This is a genomic window from Acidobacteriota bacterium (assembly GCA_016716715.1).
In the GTDB taxonomy this organism is placed as follows: domain Bacteria; phylum Acidobacteriota; class Thermoanaerobaculia; order UBA5066; family UBA5066; genus Fen-183.
In genome coordinates this window covers 146,988-161,941 of the sequence record JADJVE010000008.1, presented here as the reverse complement: position 1 = coordinate 161,941, position 14,954 = coordinate 146,988, and the positions used below count along the sequence as shown (strand labels likewise).

The following is a 14,954-nucleotide window of genomic DNA, read 5'->3' as shown; positions in this document are numbered from 1 at the left end:
ATAGACTCGGAAAAACGGAGGCCGGACTGAGCACGTCGTTTCCGATCCGCGACCCGCAGTCGGGGGCTTACACGCGCGCGTTCTTCGACGAGATCGTCGACCGGGAGGTCGAGCGCTCGCGACGGCACGGCTCGGTCCTCTCCGTGCTGTCGATCGTCCTCGCGAACTGGAGCGACGTCACGTGCGCGGCGCCCGTCCCGGTCGTGGACGACGCCGTCCGGACGGTCGCGAGCACGCTTTTCGCGAACCTCCGGATGACGGACTACCTCTTCCGCTGGGAAGAGGACGAGTTTCTCGCGCTCCTCGTCGAGGCGAACCTCGACGGCTGCAAGCTGAAGGTCGCGCGCCTCGCCGAGACGTTCCGCCCGTGGCGCGAGGGAAAGGGACCGCTCCCCCAGAGGGTCAAGGTGCGCGTCGGCGCCGGCGTGCTGGGTCCCGGGCTCGCATTCCCGGCCGTCCTCCACATGTCGCGGCAGGCGGCGCGGGACACCTCCGGCGAGATGCCCGTCCTCAGGGTTTGAGGTCCACCCCGAGCTCCGCCGCGAGCGTGTAGAGCAGGCGCACCGGGAGGCCCACGACGTTGGAGGGGCTGCCCTCGACGCGCGCGACGAAGAGGCCGCCGATCCCCTGGATCGCGTACGAACCGGCGCGATCATCCGGCTCGCCGCTGGCCACGTAGGCGTCCACCTCGCCCGGCGTCATCGGGGCGAAGTGAACGCGCGTGACGTCCCGGCCCGAGACGAGCCGGCCGTCCCGGGCGAGAGCGACGCCGGTGACGACCTCGTGGGCGCGGCCCGCGAGCCGCGAGAGCGTGCGCCGCGCGTCGGCACGGTCCTTCGGCTTGCCGAGCGCCTCGCCGTCGAGGACGACGAGCGTGTCCGCCGCAACGATGAGCGCGCCGGGAGCCCCGCCCGCGACGGCGGACGCCTTCTCCCTCGCGAGCCGCTCGGCCGCCTCGAAGGCGGGCTCGCCGTCCCGGAGAGACTCGTCGACGTCGGCCGGCCGGGTTTCGAACGTCAGGCCGAGGGCGGAGAGGATCTCCCGCCGCCGGGGCGAGGAGGACGCGAGGACGATGCGCGGCGCCACGGTTGCGAGCTTAGCCGAGGAGCTCCGGCGCGCCCGAGTGGCCCATAATCCGCGGATGGCGCACAAGGGTGATGCGGGCTCGCGTCGCGGGCGGAGCGGATCGTCCCCCTCCCTCGCCCCCGCCGCCCGCCTCGCGGCCGCCGAGGCCGCCCTCGAGAGGGGCACGGCCCTCGCGGACCTCGTCCTCGAGACCTCGAACGCGTTCGTCCGCGCGACCGCGAACGAGATCGACGCCCAGATCCAGCGCGCGCTCGAGTCCTTCGGGCAGTTCCTCGGGGCGGACGCGGTCACGCTCTGGCTCCTGAGCGAGGACGGCGAGCGATTCGCCCCGGCTTCGCAGTGGCGCACCACCGGAGCGAAGGGCCCTCCGCCCGACGCCCCGCGGGTCGCCGACCTTCCGTGGTCCGTCGGCCGGATGAGGAGACACGAGATCGTCGACGTGCCGCGGGTCGCGGAGCTTCCGCCCGAAGCGGCCGCCGAGCGCGCGTTCGCCGAGGCGCTCGGCGTCCAGTCCTTCGTCTTCGTGCCGGTGCGGGCCTCGCAGCACCTCCTCGGCGTCGTGACCTTCGTGACGATCCGCAGGGAGGCCGGCTGGAGCGAGGAGACCGTGCGGCCCCTTCCCCTCTTCGCCCAGGTTCTCGCGAGCGCCCTCGAGCGCAAGCGCGCGGCCGCCCTGCAGGAGACCCGGGCGCGCGTGGCGGAGGCCGCGGACGAAGCCCGCGACCTCGGAGAGTTCTACGCCGCCGTCCACCGCCTCATCGGGAACCTCATCGACGCCCGCAACTTCTACATCGCGCTCTGGGACGCCGACGAGCGGCTCCTGCGCTTCCCGTACTTCGTCGACGAGTTCGACCCGGCTCCGGCCGCCAAGCCGCTCGGCCGCGGCCTCACGGAGTACGTGATCCGCACCGGACGGCCGCTTCTCGCCTCCCCGGAGCTCTTCTCCGAGCTCGTCAACCGGGGCGAGGTGGAGGAGATCGGCGCGCCCTCGCTCGACTGGATCGGCGTGCCGCTGAAATCGGGCGGACGGATCTTCGGCGCGCTCGTCGTCCAGAGCTACAGCCGCGCGACGCGGTTCGGCGAGCGCGAGACGAGCCTCCTCACGGACGCCTCGCAGCACATCGCCGCCGCGCTCGCGCGCAAGCACGCGGACGCCTCGCTCCGGCGTTCGCTGTCCCTCCTCGAGTCCACGCTCGAGTCCACCGCGGACGGCATCCTCGTCGTCGACCTCAAGAGCCGGATCGTCTCGTACAACCGCCGCTTCGCCGAGCTGTGGGCGATCCCGGAGGACATCCTCGCGTCGCGGGACGACCAGCGCGTCCTCTCGCACGTCCTCGGCCAGCTCGCCAAACCGCAGGAGTTTCTCGCGAAGGTGCGGGAGCTGTACGAGCACCCGGACGCGGAGAGCTTCGACATCCTGCGCTTCCGGGACGGGAGAATCGTCGAGCGGTACTCGCTCCCGCAGCGCCTCGACGGCCAGCCCGTCGGACGCGTCTGGAGCTTCCGCGACGCGACGGCCCGCGTCCGCGCCGAGGAGGGGCTCCGGGCCTCCGAGCGGCGATTCCGGAGCCTCTACGAGCGCAACCCGGCCGGGTTCTTCCGGTCCACGTTCGACGGGCGGATGCTCGAGTGCAACGAGAGCTTCGCGCGCATGTTCGGGTACGCGTCGACCGCGGACGTCCTCGACACGCCGGCCCAGGAGTTCCACCCGGAAGACAAGGACCGTGAGCTGTGGATCCGCCGGCTCCTCGAGGAGCGGGTGTTCTTGAACCGCGAGCGCCTCGCCCGGCGCCGCGGCGGCGAACCGATGTGGACCCTCGAAAGCTGCGCGATCGTCGAGGAGCCCGGCCGCGAGCCCGTGATCGAGGGCACGTGCGTCGACATCACGGACCGCAAGCGGGCCGAGGAGGAGATCGAGCACCTCGCGTACCACGACGCACTCACGGGATTGCCGAACCGCAAGTGCCTCCAGGACCACATCGAGCTCGCGCTCGCACAGGCGCAGCGCTCCGGCTCGAAGCTCGCGGTCCTGTTCCTCGACCTCGACCGCTTCAAGCTCGTGAACGACACGATGGGCCACGGCGTCGGCGACGAGGTCCTCCGCCAGGTCGGCGCGCGCCTGCGCGGCTGCGTGCGCGCCGGCGACACGGTCGCGCGCGTCGGAGGCGACGAGTTCGTGCTCCTGCTCGCGACCGTCGAGAAGGAGAACGTCGCGCCCCTCGCCCGCAAGATCCTCGACGCCGTCGCCGCGCCCCTCTTCGTGGAGGCGCAGCGCATCTCGATGACGACGAGCGTCGGGATCAGCCTCTACCCCGACGACGGCACGGACACGGACGCGCTCCTGCGCAACGCGGACATCGCGCTCTACCGCGCCAAGGAGCGCGGCCGGAACAACTTCCAGCTCTGCACGCCGGCCCTCAACGCGGCCATCCGCGAGCGGCTCGCCCTCGAGTCCGGCCTCAGGCGCGCCGTCGACAACCGGGAGTTCGTCCTCTACTTCCAGCCCGAGGTCCTGCTCCCGTCGCGCGCGATCGTCGGCGCGGAGGCGCTCGTGCGCTGGCAGCACCCGCAGCGCGGCCTTCTCGCGCCCGACTCCTTCATCCCGCTCGCGGAGGACACGCGCCTGATCGTCCCGATGGGCGAGTGGATCCTGCACGAGGCCTGCGCGCAGGCGGTGAAGTTCCCGTCCAGATCCGGAAGCTCGTGGTTCGTGGCGGTCAACCTCTCGGCGCGGCAGTTCCACCGCGGCGGCCTCGTGAAGACCGTCGAGGACGCGCTCCGGGCCTCGGGCCTCCCGCCGGACCGGCTCGAGCTCGAGATCACCGAAAGCGTCGCAATGGGCGACATCCAGGAGGCGATCTCGACGCTGAACCGGCTGCGCGAGATGGGCGTCCGCGTCGTCCTCGACGACTTCGGCACGGGCCACTCCTCGCTCGCCTACCTCAAGAGCCTTCCCCTCGACGCGATCAAGATCGACCGGACCTTCGTGGCCGCGGTGCCCGGGACGGGCGCGGACGCTTCGCTCGTGAGGGCGATTCTCGAGATGGCGCGGGGCCTCGGCCTGCGCGTCATCGCCGAGGGCGTCGAGACCGAGGAGCAGCTCGCGTTCCTGATGGCGCACGGATGCATGCAGGCGCAGGGCTTCCTCTTCGGCGCGCCCGTGCCCGTCGCGCGTTTCGGCCTTTGACTAAGGGTAATACCCCGAGATGGTCCGCGCCGTCAGGCTCGAGGGCGTCATCTTGACGTCGACCCTTCGCCACTGGGTCGTCAGCGACTTGTTCTGCGGGACGTACGAGAGCAGGTACTGGCTCCGGAGCTCCTCGTTGATCTCGGCGTAGATCCGCGCGAGCCCCTTCGCATTGTCGACGTAGAAGACCGTGCCGCCCGTCTCGCGCGCGATCTTGCCGAGCTTGTGGCGCACGTCGATCTGCGTCGAGCCGATCTTCAGGCCGATGAAGTAAACCGCCACGCCCGTCTTCTTCGCGTAGTCGAGCGCGGCGTCGAAGGTGAAGTGCGAGCTGCGATCCTCGCCGTCCGTCAGGATCACGTACGCCTTCCTCCCCTTCGTCCCCTGATACTGGTAGAGGCCGTACACGAGCGCGTCCCACAGCGCCGTCGACCCCTGCGCCCGGAGACCCGCGAGCGCCTGGGCGAGCTTGTCGCGGTCGGTCGTGAAGCGCGAGACGAGCTGCGGCTCGTTGTCGAACGTGACGAGGAACGAGCGGTCCTTCTTCGTCATGACGCTCTTGAGGAACTCCACCGCCGCCTTCTGCGCCTCGACGATCGACTCTTCCATCGACCCCGACGTGTCGACGGCGATCCCGAGCGAGAGCGGGAGGTTCGTCACGATCTCGAATCCGTCCAGATCCTGCAGGACGCCGTCCTCGAGGATCTGGAAGGACTCCTTCTTGAGGCCCGTCACGGGCCTGCCCTTCGCGAGGACCGACGTGTAGAGCTCGACGGCCTTGACGTTCTCCTCGGAGAGGTACTTCGGCGCGTTGTAGTACCGGAGGTCCTCGGTGGACTGGCCGTCCTCGAGGGTCGCGACGACGCGCAGGAAACCGAGGTCCGCGCTCTTCGGGACGTCGACGACCTGCTGGAACGGCTCCTGGAACAGCGTCGCGGCGCGGTGATCGTTCACGTAGAACTCGACCTTTTCGAGGCGCTTGGTTTCGGGCACCGCGAGATCCGCGACGACGCGCACGGCGCCCACGAGGGCCGCGCCCTTGGCCGGGCTCGTGATCCGGATGCGGAACGCCTCGCGCCCCTCGTTCAGGATCATCTCGTCCTGCGCGATCGCCTGCCCGTCCTTCGAGTAGCCGATCACCTTGACCACGTGCTTGCGCGGCAGCTCCCCGAGGTCGAGGTCCGCGGCGAAGGGCGGGCGGCGCTTCGTGACCACACGCGTGTTGTTCAGGAAGAACTCGGCGAACGAGACGTCGGCGGAGCTCGACCGCGCCTCGAAACGGATGAGCCCCGTCGCGATCTCGCGCGCGATGGGGAGGAACGAGAGACTGCCCCGGGGGGCGCCGGCGTTCTCGACGAGCTCCGTGACGGCTCTCTTCGCGGCCTCGCGCGCCGCTTTTTCCTCCGCCGTCATCGCGGCCTCCGGCGTGTCCGGGACCTTCAGCCTCTCCTTGATCAGCGCGGCCGCGTTTCGGTTCGCGTCCTGGACCTTCACGCGGAGCTGGTACTCGCCGGGGTAGAGCTCGCGCTCGATCGTGAGCGGCACGAACGGCCCGCTCACGCTCGAGACCGGAAAGTCGAAGCGGTAGCGGAAGTTGTCGACGAGCCGCCCGTCCCGGACGACCTCGCCGACGAGGTCGATGTCGTAGAAGCTCTCCTCGCCGATCTGCTTCTTCGTGAGCGACTCGCGCTCGAGGAGGACGGCGAGCTCCATCCGCATCCGGCTCCCGACGAGCTCGGGAAAGCGGAAGACGCGCTGGATGGGGAGCACCGCGGCGCCGGCCGGGATGTCCGTCGTCAGCTGGAGGATCCGGTCGGCGCCCTCGACGTCGGGCTTGGCGGCCGTCCTGAGGTCGTCGGCCATCTTCATGCCGCCGATCGTTCCGAAGTTCGCCGCGACGGTGTTCACGGCGGCGATGACGTCGCGGTACTCGCTGCAGCGCGTCACGTCGACGCGCCGCGCCCCTCCGCCCGAGCTCAGAGCGCCCGCGATGTTTCCGACGATCAGCGCGCCCTGCCCGTCCAGCGGAGTCCAGAGGCGGTAGTCGCCGACCCCGAGCTGCTGGTAGAAGAGGAGGAGCACCTTGGACAACCGGAGCTCCTCGATCCGCTCGTAGTACCAGATCTGGAGCGGCCAGTAGATGTCCTGGCAGTCGATCTTGCGGATGCCGTTCGGCGCGCCGTGCAGCAGGAAGATCCGGCCCATGTCCGTTCGGATGTTTCCGAAGAGACGCTTGGCCTCGGCGAGGCGCATCTCGTAGATGTCCTGAAACGGCGTCCGCATCCCGTCCGGGGACGTCGAACGCCGCTTCCAGAACTCGTCCACGAATCGGTCGCGCTGGTAGTCCTCGGTCAGCTTTAGGAGCGTGTCGCGCTCGACGTCCGTGATGATCGGTTCGACGTCGTCGAGAAAGCGGCGGGTCCTTTCGGGCGCCTCCGCGGTGAGCTTCTTGCGCTCCTTCGTGGTCAGCGGCCTGTTGGAGACGAGGAGCGGCGCGGGCGCCTCGACCTTCGCGCCGGGCGGCGGGACGAAGTGCGGCACCGCGAGCGCGCCGCGCTCGGCGAGCCCGCCGTTGTTGTCGCCCTGCCGGCGCGCGACGTCCCTCGCGGCCGAAACGAGCATCAGGGCGTCCGCGCAGGAGCCCGGGTTCTTCTCGACGTCCGCGAGCGACGGCGCCCTGTCGGACGGCGGGAAGAGCGCGGCCTCGCCTTCGAGGACCGTCCAGTACCGGTACGACCCGGTCGGCGTCTCCGGGTAGAAGAGGATGCGCGCGTTCCTCCCGAGCGTCGGATGCTCGAGGTACGTCCAGATCTCGACCGCCCGGAACAGGTTCGGGCAGCGCACGGTGACGCGGGCGTCCGCCGGCCCGGAGGCGATGAAGACGACGGCCCGGTCGTCGTCCAGCCGGCCGAAGAGCTTCAGGGCCTCCGGAGACCGGGCCATCTGGGCCTCCGGAACGGGCGGCCCGACCGAGACGAGCGGGGGCGGCGTCGGCAGCGCCTGCGGAGCGGGCGGAGCCTGGCCGGCGGCCGCGCCGGCCGCCGCGAGGCCCGCGCAGAGGAACGCCGCCGCCTTCATGCAGGCCATTCTCCAGCTTTCCATCCGCGCACGCACCCCTTCCACTCCGGAAGCGCAGCAAGACGGGTTCCACCCTGACACGTCATCTCATCTGTACGCAGAACCCGGGGCCGGAGGTTGCGATTCCTCCTTAGAATGCGACCGGGGTCACTTCTGAGCACACCGTCCGTCCTCTATGCGGATCACCACGCGACGACGCCGCTGGATCCGGACGTCTTCGAGGCGATGCGCCCCTGGCTCGCCGGGCTCGCGGCCAATCCGTCGTCCGTCCACGGGCCCGGGCGCGCCGCCCGCGCGGCCGTCGAGCGGGCCCGGGACGAGGTCGCAAGGCTCCTCAACGCCGAGCCGGGCGGCGTCGTCTTCACGTCCGGCGGGACCGAGGCCGACAACCTGGCCGTCCGCGGGGGCGCCCGCGCCGCCCGGGAGGCCGATGCCGCGCGGCGCGGCGTGCTCTTCACCGCGGCCGAGCACGCGGCCGTACGCGAAGCCGCGCTCGCCCTCGCGCCGGAGGGCTTCGAGGTCCGCGAGCTGGCGGTGGACGCGCGCGGCGTCCCCCGCGATCCCTCCCCGGCGGGCGAAGGAACCGCCCTCGTCGCGGCGATCCTCGCGAACAACGAGACGGGCGCGGTCTTCGACGAACTGCCGTCCTTCGCGGCGGCGGCCCGGAAGGCGGGCGCCCTCGTCCACGCCGACGCCGTTCAGGCCGCGGGGAAGATCCCCGTGGACGTCCAGGCGCTCGGCGTCGACTTCCTCGCGATCGCCGCCCACAAGTTCGGCGGGCCGAAGGGGGCCGGCGCCCTCTGGGTCCGGCCCGGCGTGCGCGTCTTCGCGCTCGCGGCGGGCGGCGGGCAGGAGCGGGGCCGGCGTGGCGGCACGGAGAACGTCGCCGCACTCGTCGGTCTCGGCGAGGCGTCCCGCCTCGCCCGCGAGCGCCTCACGGGCGAGGGCGCCCGGCTCGCGGCGCTCCGCGACAGGCTCGAGGCGGGCCTTCTGGCGGCCGTCCCCGGGGCCCGGGTCAACGCGGCCGGCGGCTCCCGCCTTCCGACGGCGACGTCCGTCGTGTTTCCGGGCTCCGAGGCCGAGACGCTCGTCGCGGCACTCGACCTCGAGGGGATCGCCGTTTCCGCCGGATCCGCCTGCCACGCGGGGACGACGGCCCCGAGCCGCGTCCTCATCGCCCTCGGCCTCACGCCGGCCGACGCGAAGGCGACGCTCCGGGTCTCTTTCGGGCGCACGACCACGGAACGCGACGTCGAGCGCCTGCTCGAGGCCGTTCCGCGCATCGTCGCGCGGGCGCGGGGCGCGACGCGGACCTGATAACCGGCTAAAATACGGGCGAAGGCCGTATTCAGTCGTGATCATCCAGTGCACTTCGTGCCAGGCGCGCTACCACTACGACGAGTCGCGCTTCGCCGGCGCGCCCCTCAAGCGCATCAAGTGTACGAAGTGCGCCAGCGTCTTTGAGATCCGGAACCCGGGCCTCGCGGGCTCCGTCTCGGCGGGGCTGGCCCGGCCTCACTCGATCGGACCCGACGAGTTCTCTCTCGACGAGACCGCCATGACCGAGGCGGGCAAGCGCCGCCAGGCGGGCGCGATGCCGGGCGGGCCCGCCCGCGCGGCCATTCTGGCGACCGCGCCGCCCGCGGAGACGTCCCCGCCGCCGCAGGCCGACCCGGGGCGGCCCCCGACGGACAAGGTCCCGATCCCCGCGGCCGCGCGGGGCATGGCGCGCCCGCTCCGGCTGCCCGACGGCGTCCGCCTGTCACTCGCCTGCATCTCGGGCCCGGACTCGGGCCGCATCTTCGAGATCGACAAGCCGCGCGTCGTGATCGGCCGCGCGAACGCCGACATCGTCGTGTCCGACATCCAGTGTTCGCGCCAGCACGCCGCCATCGAGGTCATGGACGAGCACGTGTTCCTCGTGGACCTCGGCTCGACGAACGGGACATACGTCTTCGACCAGCGGATCGGCCGCACGGAGCTCGAGAGCCGCACCGAGTTCGAGATCGGGACGACGACGCTCATGCTCATCCGGAGCGGCGGCCCGCACGAGAACCAGCCCCCGGGCAGCTGAGCGGCGCCTCTAGCCGAGCGCGGCGCGGACGGCGTCGAGCGTCGCCGGAATGCGGCGCGGAGGGTTCGCGAGGCGGCCCGTTCCACGGTGATACGCCGCCATCGTCCCCGAAAACTTCAGCGCGTGCGCCGTCGCGACGACGACGACGAGATCGCTCTTCTTGATGACGCCCTCTCTCCGCAGCTTCGCCGCGCCCGCGAGCGCCACGGCGGAATTTGGGCAGATCGCGAGGCCGTGGCGGTTCGCGAGCGCGAAGGCGTCGAGGAGCTCGGCCTCGGTCACGCGTTCCACGACTCCGTCGAAGAAGCCGATCTCCCGCTGCGCCTTCGGGTGCGAGACGGGCGCGCCGATGCGGATTGCCGAGGCCGCCGTGTCGCCCGCCACGCGCGTGACGCGCTCTTTGAACCCGGCCCTGTACGAGAGGTAGAACGGGTCCGCCGCGTCGGCCTGGATGCCCGCGATCCGCGGCTTCTTGTCGAGGATGCCGAGCGAGAGCCACTCGCGCAGGCCCTTGCCGATCGCCGAGACGTTTCCCGCGTTGCCCACGGGCACCACGAACCAGTCCGGGACCGACCATCCGAGGTCGTGGATCGCCTCGAAGCCGATCGTCTTCTGCCCCTCGAGGCGGACGGCGTTCTTGCTGTTCAGGAGATACACGCGCCCCTCGTCCGCAAGGGCGGCGACGATCTTCATGCAGCCGTCGAAGTCCGTGTCGAGGCCGAGCGTGGTCGCCCCGTACGCGAGCGCCTGAGAGAGCTGCTCGTCCGTGATCTTCGCGTGCGGAAGGAGAACCACGGCGCGCATCCCGGGCGCCTCGGCCGCATAGGCCGCGAGCGCCGCCGAGGTGTCGCCGGTGGACGCGCAGCCCACGAGCGGGAAACCGCAGGCCTTCGCCCACGTGACCCCCGCGGCCATCCCGCGGTCCTTGAAGGAGAGCGTCGGGTTCTCGCCCTCGTGCTTGACGAAGAGGCGTGTCAGCCCCAGCTCCTCGCCGAGCGCCCCGCCCGCATAGAGGCGCGTTAAGCCCTCGGGCTTGCTCACGAGATATTCCGTGTCGAGGCCGGGCAGGACATGCTCGCGGTAGCGCCAGACGCCGCTGCGCTCGAACGCGCGCGTCTCGGGCGAGCCGGGCGCGGCGCGGCGGCGGTCGAAGAGGTCGCGCCATCCGGCGCCCGAATACCCGAACGAGGCGAGGTCCGGCACGACGTCGAGGAGCTCGCCGCACGCGGCACAGGCCGTGCGCGCCTCGGCGAGCGGGTACTCCGCGGCGCAGGCGACGCAGCGGAAGCGGGCGGCGACGGAGGGCGCGGGCATCGGCCGATTATGAGCGGACGCGCCGCGCGCCCTTTGCGTCGAGGCGGTGGACGGAGGCATGGGCGGCGACTCCTGCCCGCCGCCACGCGGCCTCCGCGGCACGCGCGATCCGGGCGGCCATGGGCCCGTCTTCCGTGAGCCCGAGGAGCGAGGGACCGGCGCCGGCAAGGCAGGCGCCGTGCGCGCCGGCGGCGAGCATCGCGTCGAGGACGGCGCGCCCGCCCGGGATGAGCGGCAGCCGCGCGGGATCGACGAGCCGGTCCTCGAGCAGGGCGCGTCCCGCGCGCGCGAGGTCGCCGTCCCCGAGGGCGAGGATGAAGCCGGCCAGCGACGCCGCGTGCGCCGTGTGGACGGCCATCGGAACCTTCCGAGGGACGACGCCGCGGGCGCGGCGCGTCTCGAGCTCGAGCGCGGGGTGGACGAGGACGAGGCGCAGGCGCGCGGGCGCCTTCAGGCGCACCGGCTCGAGCGGCCCGTCGGGGTCGGACGACGGGACGAGCACGAGTCCGCCGAGGAGCGACGCGAAGACGTTGTCGCCGTGCCAGGAGCCGTCCGCGACGTGCTCGCCGAAGAGCGCGGGGCGAAGGAGCGCGACGCGGTCCGTCATGCCGACGAGAAGCCCGGCCGCGAGCGCACCCGCAGCGGCCGAGGCCGCCGACGAGCCCATCCCGCTCGAGAGCGGGAGGCCCTTCTCGAGCGTCAGCTCGATCCCGCGCCTTCGCTCCCCCGCCGCTTCGAGAACGGCGGCGGCGGCGACGGCGGCCGTGTTGCGGCGCGCCGAGAGCGGCAGCCTTCCGCCGTCTCCCGAGATTCCGGCGAGGCGGACGCCCGGCTTGTCCGTGAGGCGCGCGCGGACCACGTCGCCCGGCCCCTCGAGGGCGGCGCCGAGGACGTCGAACCCGACGCCGAAGTTCGCGACGGAAGCGGGCGCAAATACAGAAATCGAAGAGAAGATTTTCTTAGAAGGTTTGGGAGGCTCCGCGCCGGACTGCCTCTCCCTGATCATGTCGTCACGACTCGATGTAGCGCCCTGACGGCCCTTTCGCGATCTTCTCCCGCCACCGCGAAACTGATGTTGCACTCGGAGCTTCCCTGCGCGATTGCTTCCACATTGACGCCGGCCTTTGCAGCGGCTGCGAACACCTTCGCCGCGATCCCGGGCGTCCCCCTCATCCCGTCGCCCACGGCCGCGACGACCGCGATCGGCGTGCGCGCCGTGACGCCGTCGATCGAGCCCGTGAGGCGCTCGAAGCGGAACTCCTGGTCGAGCGCCGCGACCGTGCGCGCGCGGTCCCCTTCGGGGATCACGAGCGCGATGTTCTGCTCGGAGGACGCCTGCGAGAACATGACGACCGAAACGCCGAGACGCGCCGTGGCGCCGAAGACGCGCGCCGCGATCCCGGGGATGCCCGTCATGCCCTTGCCGTCGAGCGAGAGGAGGCACAGCCCGGAGATCGCCGTGACGGCGCGCACGCCGCGGGCGCCGTCTCCCTTGACGGCGATCGTCGTTCCCGGGCGCTCCGGGTGGAACGAGTTGCGGATGACGAGCGGAATCTCCTCGGCGATCGCCGGAAGGACGGCCGGGAAGTGGAGCACCTTCGCGCCGAAGTACGTCATCTCCGCCGCCTCGCGGTAGGAGAGGCGCCGGAGGAGGCGCGCGCCGCGCACGAGGCGCGGGTCGGCCGAAAGCACGCCGTCCACGTCCGTCCAGATCACGACCTCCCTCGCGGCGAGGGCGGCGCCGAGGAGCGCGGCCGTCGTGTCGGAGCCCGAGCGGCCGAGCGTCGTCGTCTCGCCCCCCGCGTTCTTCGCGATGAAGCCCGTCACGACGGGGAGGACGCCGCTCGCAAGAAGCGGCCTCAGCCGCCGCCTGACGCGCGGGTCGCTCTTCTTGCGGTCGCACGTCGCGGCGCCGTGCCGGTCGTCCGTGACGAGCATCTCGCGCGCGTCCACGGAGCGCGCCGGGACTCCCGCCTTCACGAGCGTCGCGGCGAGGAGCGGCGCCGAGAGGCGCTCGCCGAAGGAGGACACGAGGTCCGTGACGCGCGCCGTCCGCTCGCGCAGGAGCGCGACGCCCTCGAGGGCGGCGGAAAGCTCGCGGAGAGGGGCCGCGTCGAAGCGCACGCCGAGCGCCCGCGCGGCGGCCTCGTGGCGCTCGCGCAGGGCCTCGACGGCGGCGCGGGCGGGCCCGATGCGGCCGCGCTCGGCCTCGCGGGCGGCTCCGAGGAGGACGTCCGTGACGCCCCCCATCGCGGAGGCGACGGCCACGACCCGGCCCTTGCGGCGCGCGGCGGAAAGGAGCCGGGCGGCGTTGCGGATGCGGTCGGCGTCCCCGAGCGAGGTGCCGCCGAACTTGTGGATGGAGACCTTCTTGCTCATGGGGCGCCCATCGTACCGCCCGGCCTGCCGCGGTAGGATTCGCGGATGCGTCTCAACGCTTCACGTCTCGGCCTTGTCGCCGCCCTCGCCGTTGGCCTCTGGGGCTGCGCCTCGGCCCCGCCGCCGCCTCCGCCCGCTCCCGAGCCGGCTCCCGCGCCCGAACCCGCGCCCGCGCCGCAGGCCGCCGAGTTCTCCTGGATCGTGCCGAAGACCGTGAACGTGCGGGAGGCTCCCTCCACGAAGGCGGCGACGGTCGCCAAGGCCTCGAAAGGCGTCCGTCTGACCTCGTTCGAAGAAAAGGACGGCTGGGTTCGCGTGAAGCTTCCCGACACGAGGATCGGCTGGGTGAAGAAGGACCTCCTCAAGCGCGACGACGGCTGCCTCCCGGACCGCAAGGAAGTCCTGATCGAGCCGCCCATGCTCCGCGTCAGCGACACGCCCGGCGCGAAGGGCAAGGTCGTCGTCGAGGCCGACATCGACGAGACGGGCTCGGTGAAGGCGGTCCGCGTGATCACGAACGAGACGGGCTCTCCCGATCGCGCCGAGTCCGTGAAGGCCGAGGTCAGGACCGTGAAGTTCCAGCCGCCCGTCCGCCGGTGCAAGGTGACCGGCTTCACGTACGTCTACTCGCGGACGTTCTAGTCCTTTCGGAAGAACCCCGAGATCGCGTCGAGGATGCCGCCGGCCGGCAGCTGGCCGTTCGGCGTCGCCTTGTCGACGAGCTGCGGGAGGATCTGCGCGATCGCCGCACTCGCCATCTGGGGATTGATGCCCGCCTTCGCAGCCAGTGCCTGGACCTGAGCGCTTCCGAGCACGGCCTGGATCTGCTCCGGCGAGATCGGGAGGTTCTTCCCCGTCGACACCCACGAGGTCACGATGTCCCCGAGGCCCTTCTGGTTGAACATGTCGACGAGGCCGCCGAGGCCCCTCGACATCCCGCCGCCCGAGAGCATCCCCATGAGGTCGGTCGCGAGGCTGTGCTGCGACGCGTCCACGGCGCCGCCGGCGGCGCCGCTCACTTCCCGCAGAACGTCGTCGAGAAGGCTCATGCCGCCCTCCCCTTACCGAACCACGATGTAGTCTTTGATCTTCGCGTAGGTGCCTTCCTTGATGCCGGACACCTTCATGACGTCCTCGGGCGCCGCGAACTTCCCGTTGGCCTTGCGGTAGTCGACGATCGCCTGCGCCTTGACGGGCCCGATCTCGGGCAGCTTGTCGAGCTCTTCCGCCGAGGCCGTATTGATGTTGATCTTCGTCCCGGGCGCGAGCTTCTCGGAGGAGGAAGAAGAGGAAGAGGAAGAAGAAGATTTCTTAGAAGGTGAAGAGGGCTCGGACGAGGCCGACGCCTTGCCGGAAGCGCCCGCGCCCGCCGCCGCGCCGGTCGCAGCCGGAGCCGCCGTTTCTTCCACCCTCGAAGAACTCTTGGATTTCTTTCCCTTGGTTTCCTTCGTCGCCGGCTCTTCCTTCGCCGCCGCGGCGGCCTCGCCGCCGCTCAGCTTGAGAACCTTCTTGAGCGAGTCGAGCTTCTTGCCCGTGCCGACGCCCTTGACCTTCGAGACCTCGTCCCACGTCTTGTAGGGACGGCCCGCGACGAGCTCCTTGGCGAGCTTGTCCCCGACGCCCTTGGCGGCGGCGACGTCCTTCTCGCTGGCCGTGTTCAGGTTGACCTTCTCGGTCTTGGCGGACTTGTCCGAAGTGGTCTTCGCGGCGGGCGCCTCGGCGGCGGGGGTCGGCGTCTTCTTCGAAGCGGAAAAAGCGGAAGGCGCCCACGCGACAATCGCCGCGGCCGTCGCCAACGCGCACAGTGAGTTCCACAAGGTCTTTCTCATTCGCAGA

The 14,954-nt window shown here is 71.4% G+C and carries 12 protein-coding genes; 5 read left to right on the top strand and 7 right to left on the bottom strand.

Translation table 11 applies throughout. The annotated features are described in order from the left end of the window. The first annotated feature begins 143 nt into the window (after positions 1-143). The gene (locus tag IPL89_14085) at positions 144-521 is read left to right on the top strand and encodes a diguanylate cyclase (GenBank protein MBK9064303.1); all 378 of its coding nucleotides are present in this window, start codon (positions 144-146) and stop codon (positions 519-521) included. Here the strand turns inward: IPL89_14085 and maf are convergent. Further along, complete coding sequence (maf, locus tag IPL89_14080; protein ID MBK9064302.1) at positions 511-1,086, bottom strand: septum formation protein Maf; 576 nt, start codon at positions 1,084-1,086, stop codon at positions 511-513. The two genes, IPL89_14085 and maf, sit on opposite strands and share 11 nt — an antisense overlap. Before the next feature lie 55 nt (positions 1,087-1,141). Here maf and IPL89_14075 point away from each other — a divergent pair, with 55 nt between their 5' ends. Then, on the top strand, positions 1,142-4,273 hold the full coding sequence (locus IPL89_14075; GenBank protein MBK9064301.1) for an EAL domain-containing protein: 3,132 nt from the start codon (positions 1,142-1,144) through the stop codon (positions 4,271-4,273). Here the strand turns inward: IPL89_14075 and IPL89_14070 are convergent, their stop codons facing one another. After that, positions 4,274-7,351 (bottom strand): VWA domain-containing protein, encoded by a 3,078-nt coding sequence (locus tag IPL89_14070; protein ID MBK9064300.1) that lies wholly within the window; start codon positions 7,349-7,351, stop codon positions 4,274-4,276. It lies immediately after the preceding gene. A 135-nt stretch (positions 7,352-7,486) separates the two neighbouring features. On the opposite strand from IPL89_14070, the gene IPL89_14065 reads away from it, so the two are divergent. Further along, positions 7,487-8,668, top strand: a complete 1,182-nt coding sequence (locus IPL89_14065) for a cysteine desulfurase (GenBank protein ID MBK9064299.1) — start codon at positions 7,487-7,489, stop codon at positions 8,666-8,668. 37 nt (positions 8,669-8,705) lie between these two features. Further along, positions 8,706-9,425 (top strand): zinc-ribbon domain-containing protein, encoded by a 720-nt coding sequence (locus IPL89_14060; protein MBK9064298.1) that lies wholly within the window; start codon positions 8,706-8,708, stop codon positions 9,423-9,425. Positions 9,426-9,434: 9 nt separating this feature from the next. On the opposite strand, the gene thrC is transcribed toward IPL89_14060, so the two are convergent. Genes thrC through IPL89_14045 form a run of 3 tightly spaced genes read right to left on the bottom strand, consistent with a single transcriptional unit; the run spans position 9,435 to position 13,118 of the window. After that, positions 9,435-10,739 (bottom strand): threonine synthase, encoded by a 1,305-nt coding sequence (gene thrC / locus IPL89_14055; GenBank protein ID MBK9064297.1) that lies wholly within the window; start codon positions 10,737-10,739, stop codon positions 9,435-9,437. 7 nt (positions 10,740-10,746) lie between these two features. After that, entirely contained in the window at positions 10,747-11,745 is a 999-nt protein-coding gene (locus IPL89_14050) for a homoserine kinase (protein ID MBK9064296.1), read from the bottom strand. Then, on the bottom strand, positions 11,742-13,118 hold the full coding sequence (locus IPL89_14045) for an aspartate kinase (protein MBK9064295.1): 1,377 nt from the start codon (positions 13,116-13,118) through the stop codon (positions 11,742-11,744). The genes IPL89_14050 and IPL89_14045 overlap by 4 nt, the downstream gene beginning before the upstream one ends. A gap of 45 nt (positions 13,119-13,163) precedes the next feature. Here IPL89_14045 and IPL89_14040 point away from each other — a divergent pair, with 45 nt between their 5' ends. After that, the gene (locus tag IPL89_14040) at positions 13,164-13,760 is read left to right on the top strand and encodes an SH3 domain-containing protein (GenBank protein MBK9064294.1); all 597 of its coding nucleotides are present in this window, start codon (positions 13,164-13,166) and stop codon (positions 13,758-13,760) included. Here the strand turns inward: IPL89_14040 and IPL89_14035 are convergent. Together IPL89_14035 and IPL89_14030 are read right to left on the bottom strand one after the other, a co-directional pair. Then, entirely contained in the window at positions 13,757-14,167 is a 411-nt protein-coding gene (locus IPL89_14035) for a DUF937 domain-containing protein (GenBank protein MBK9064293.1), read from the bottom strand. The genes IPL89_14040 and IPL89_14035 overlap by 4 nt on opposite strands. A 12-nt stretch (positions 14,168-14,179) precedes the next feature. Beyond that, complete coding sequence (locus IPL89_14030) at positions 14,180-14,947, bottom strand: helix-hairpin-helix domain-containing protein (GenBank protein ID MBK9064292.1); 768 nt, start codon at positions 14,945-14,947, stop codon at positions 14,180-14,182. Positions 14,948-14,954: the final 7 nt, after the last annotated feature.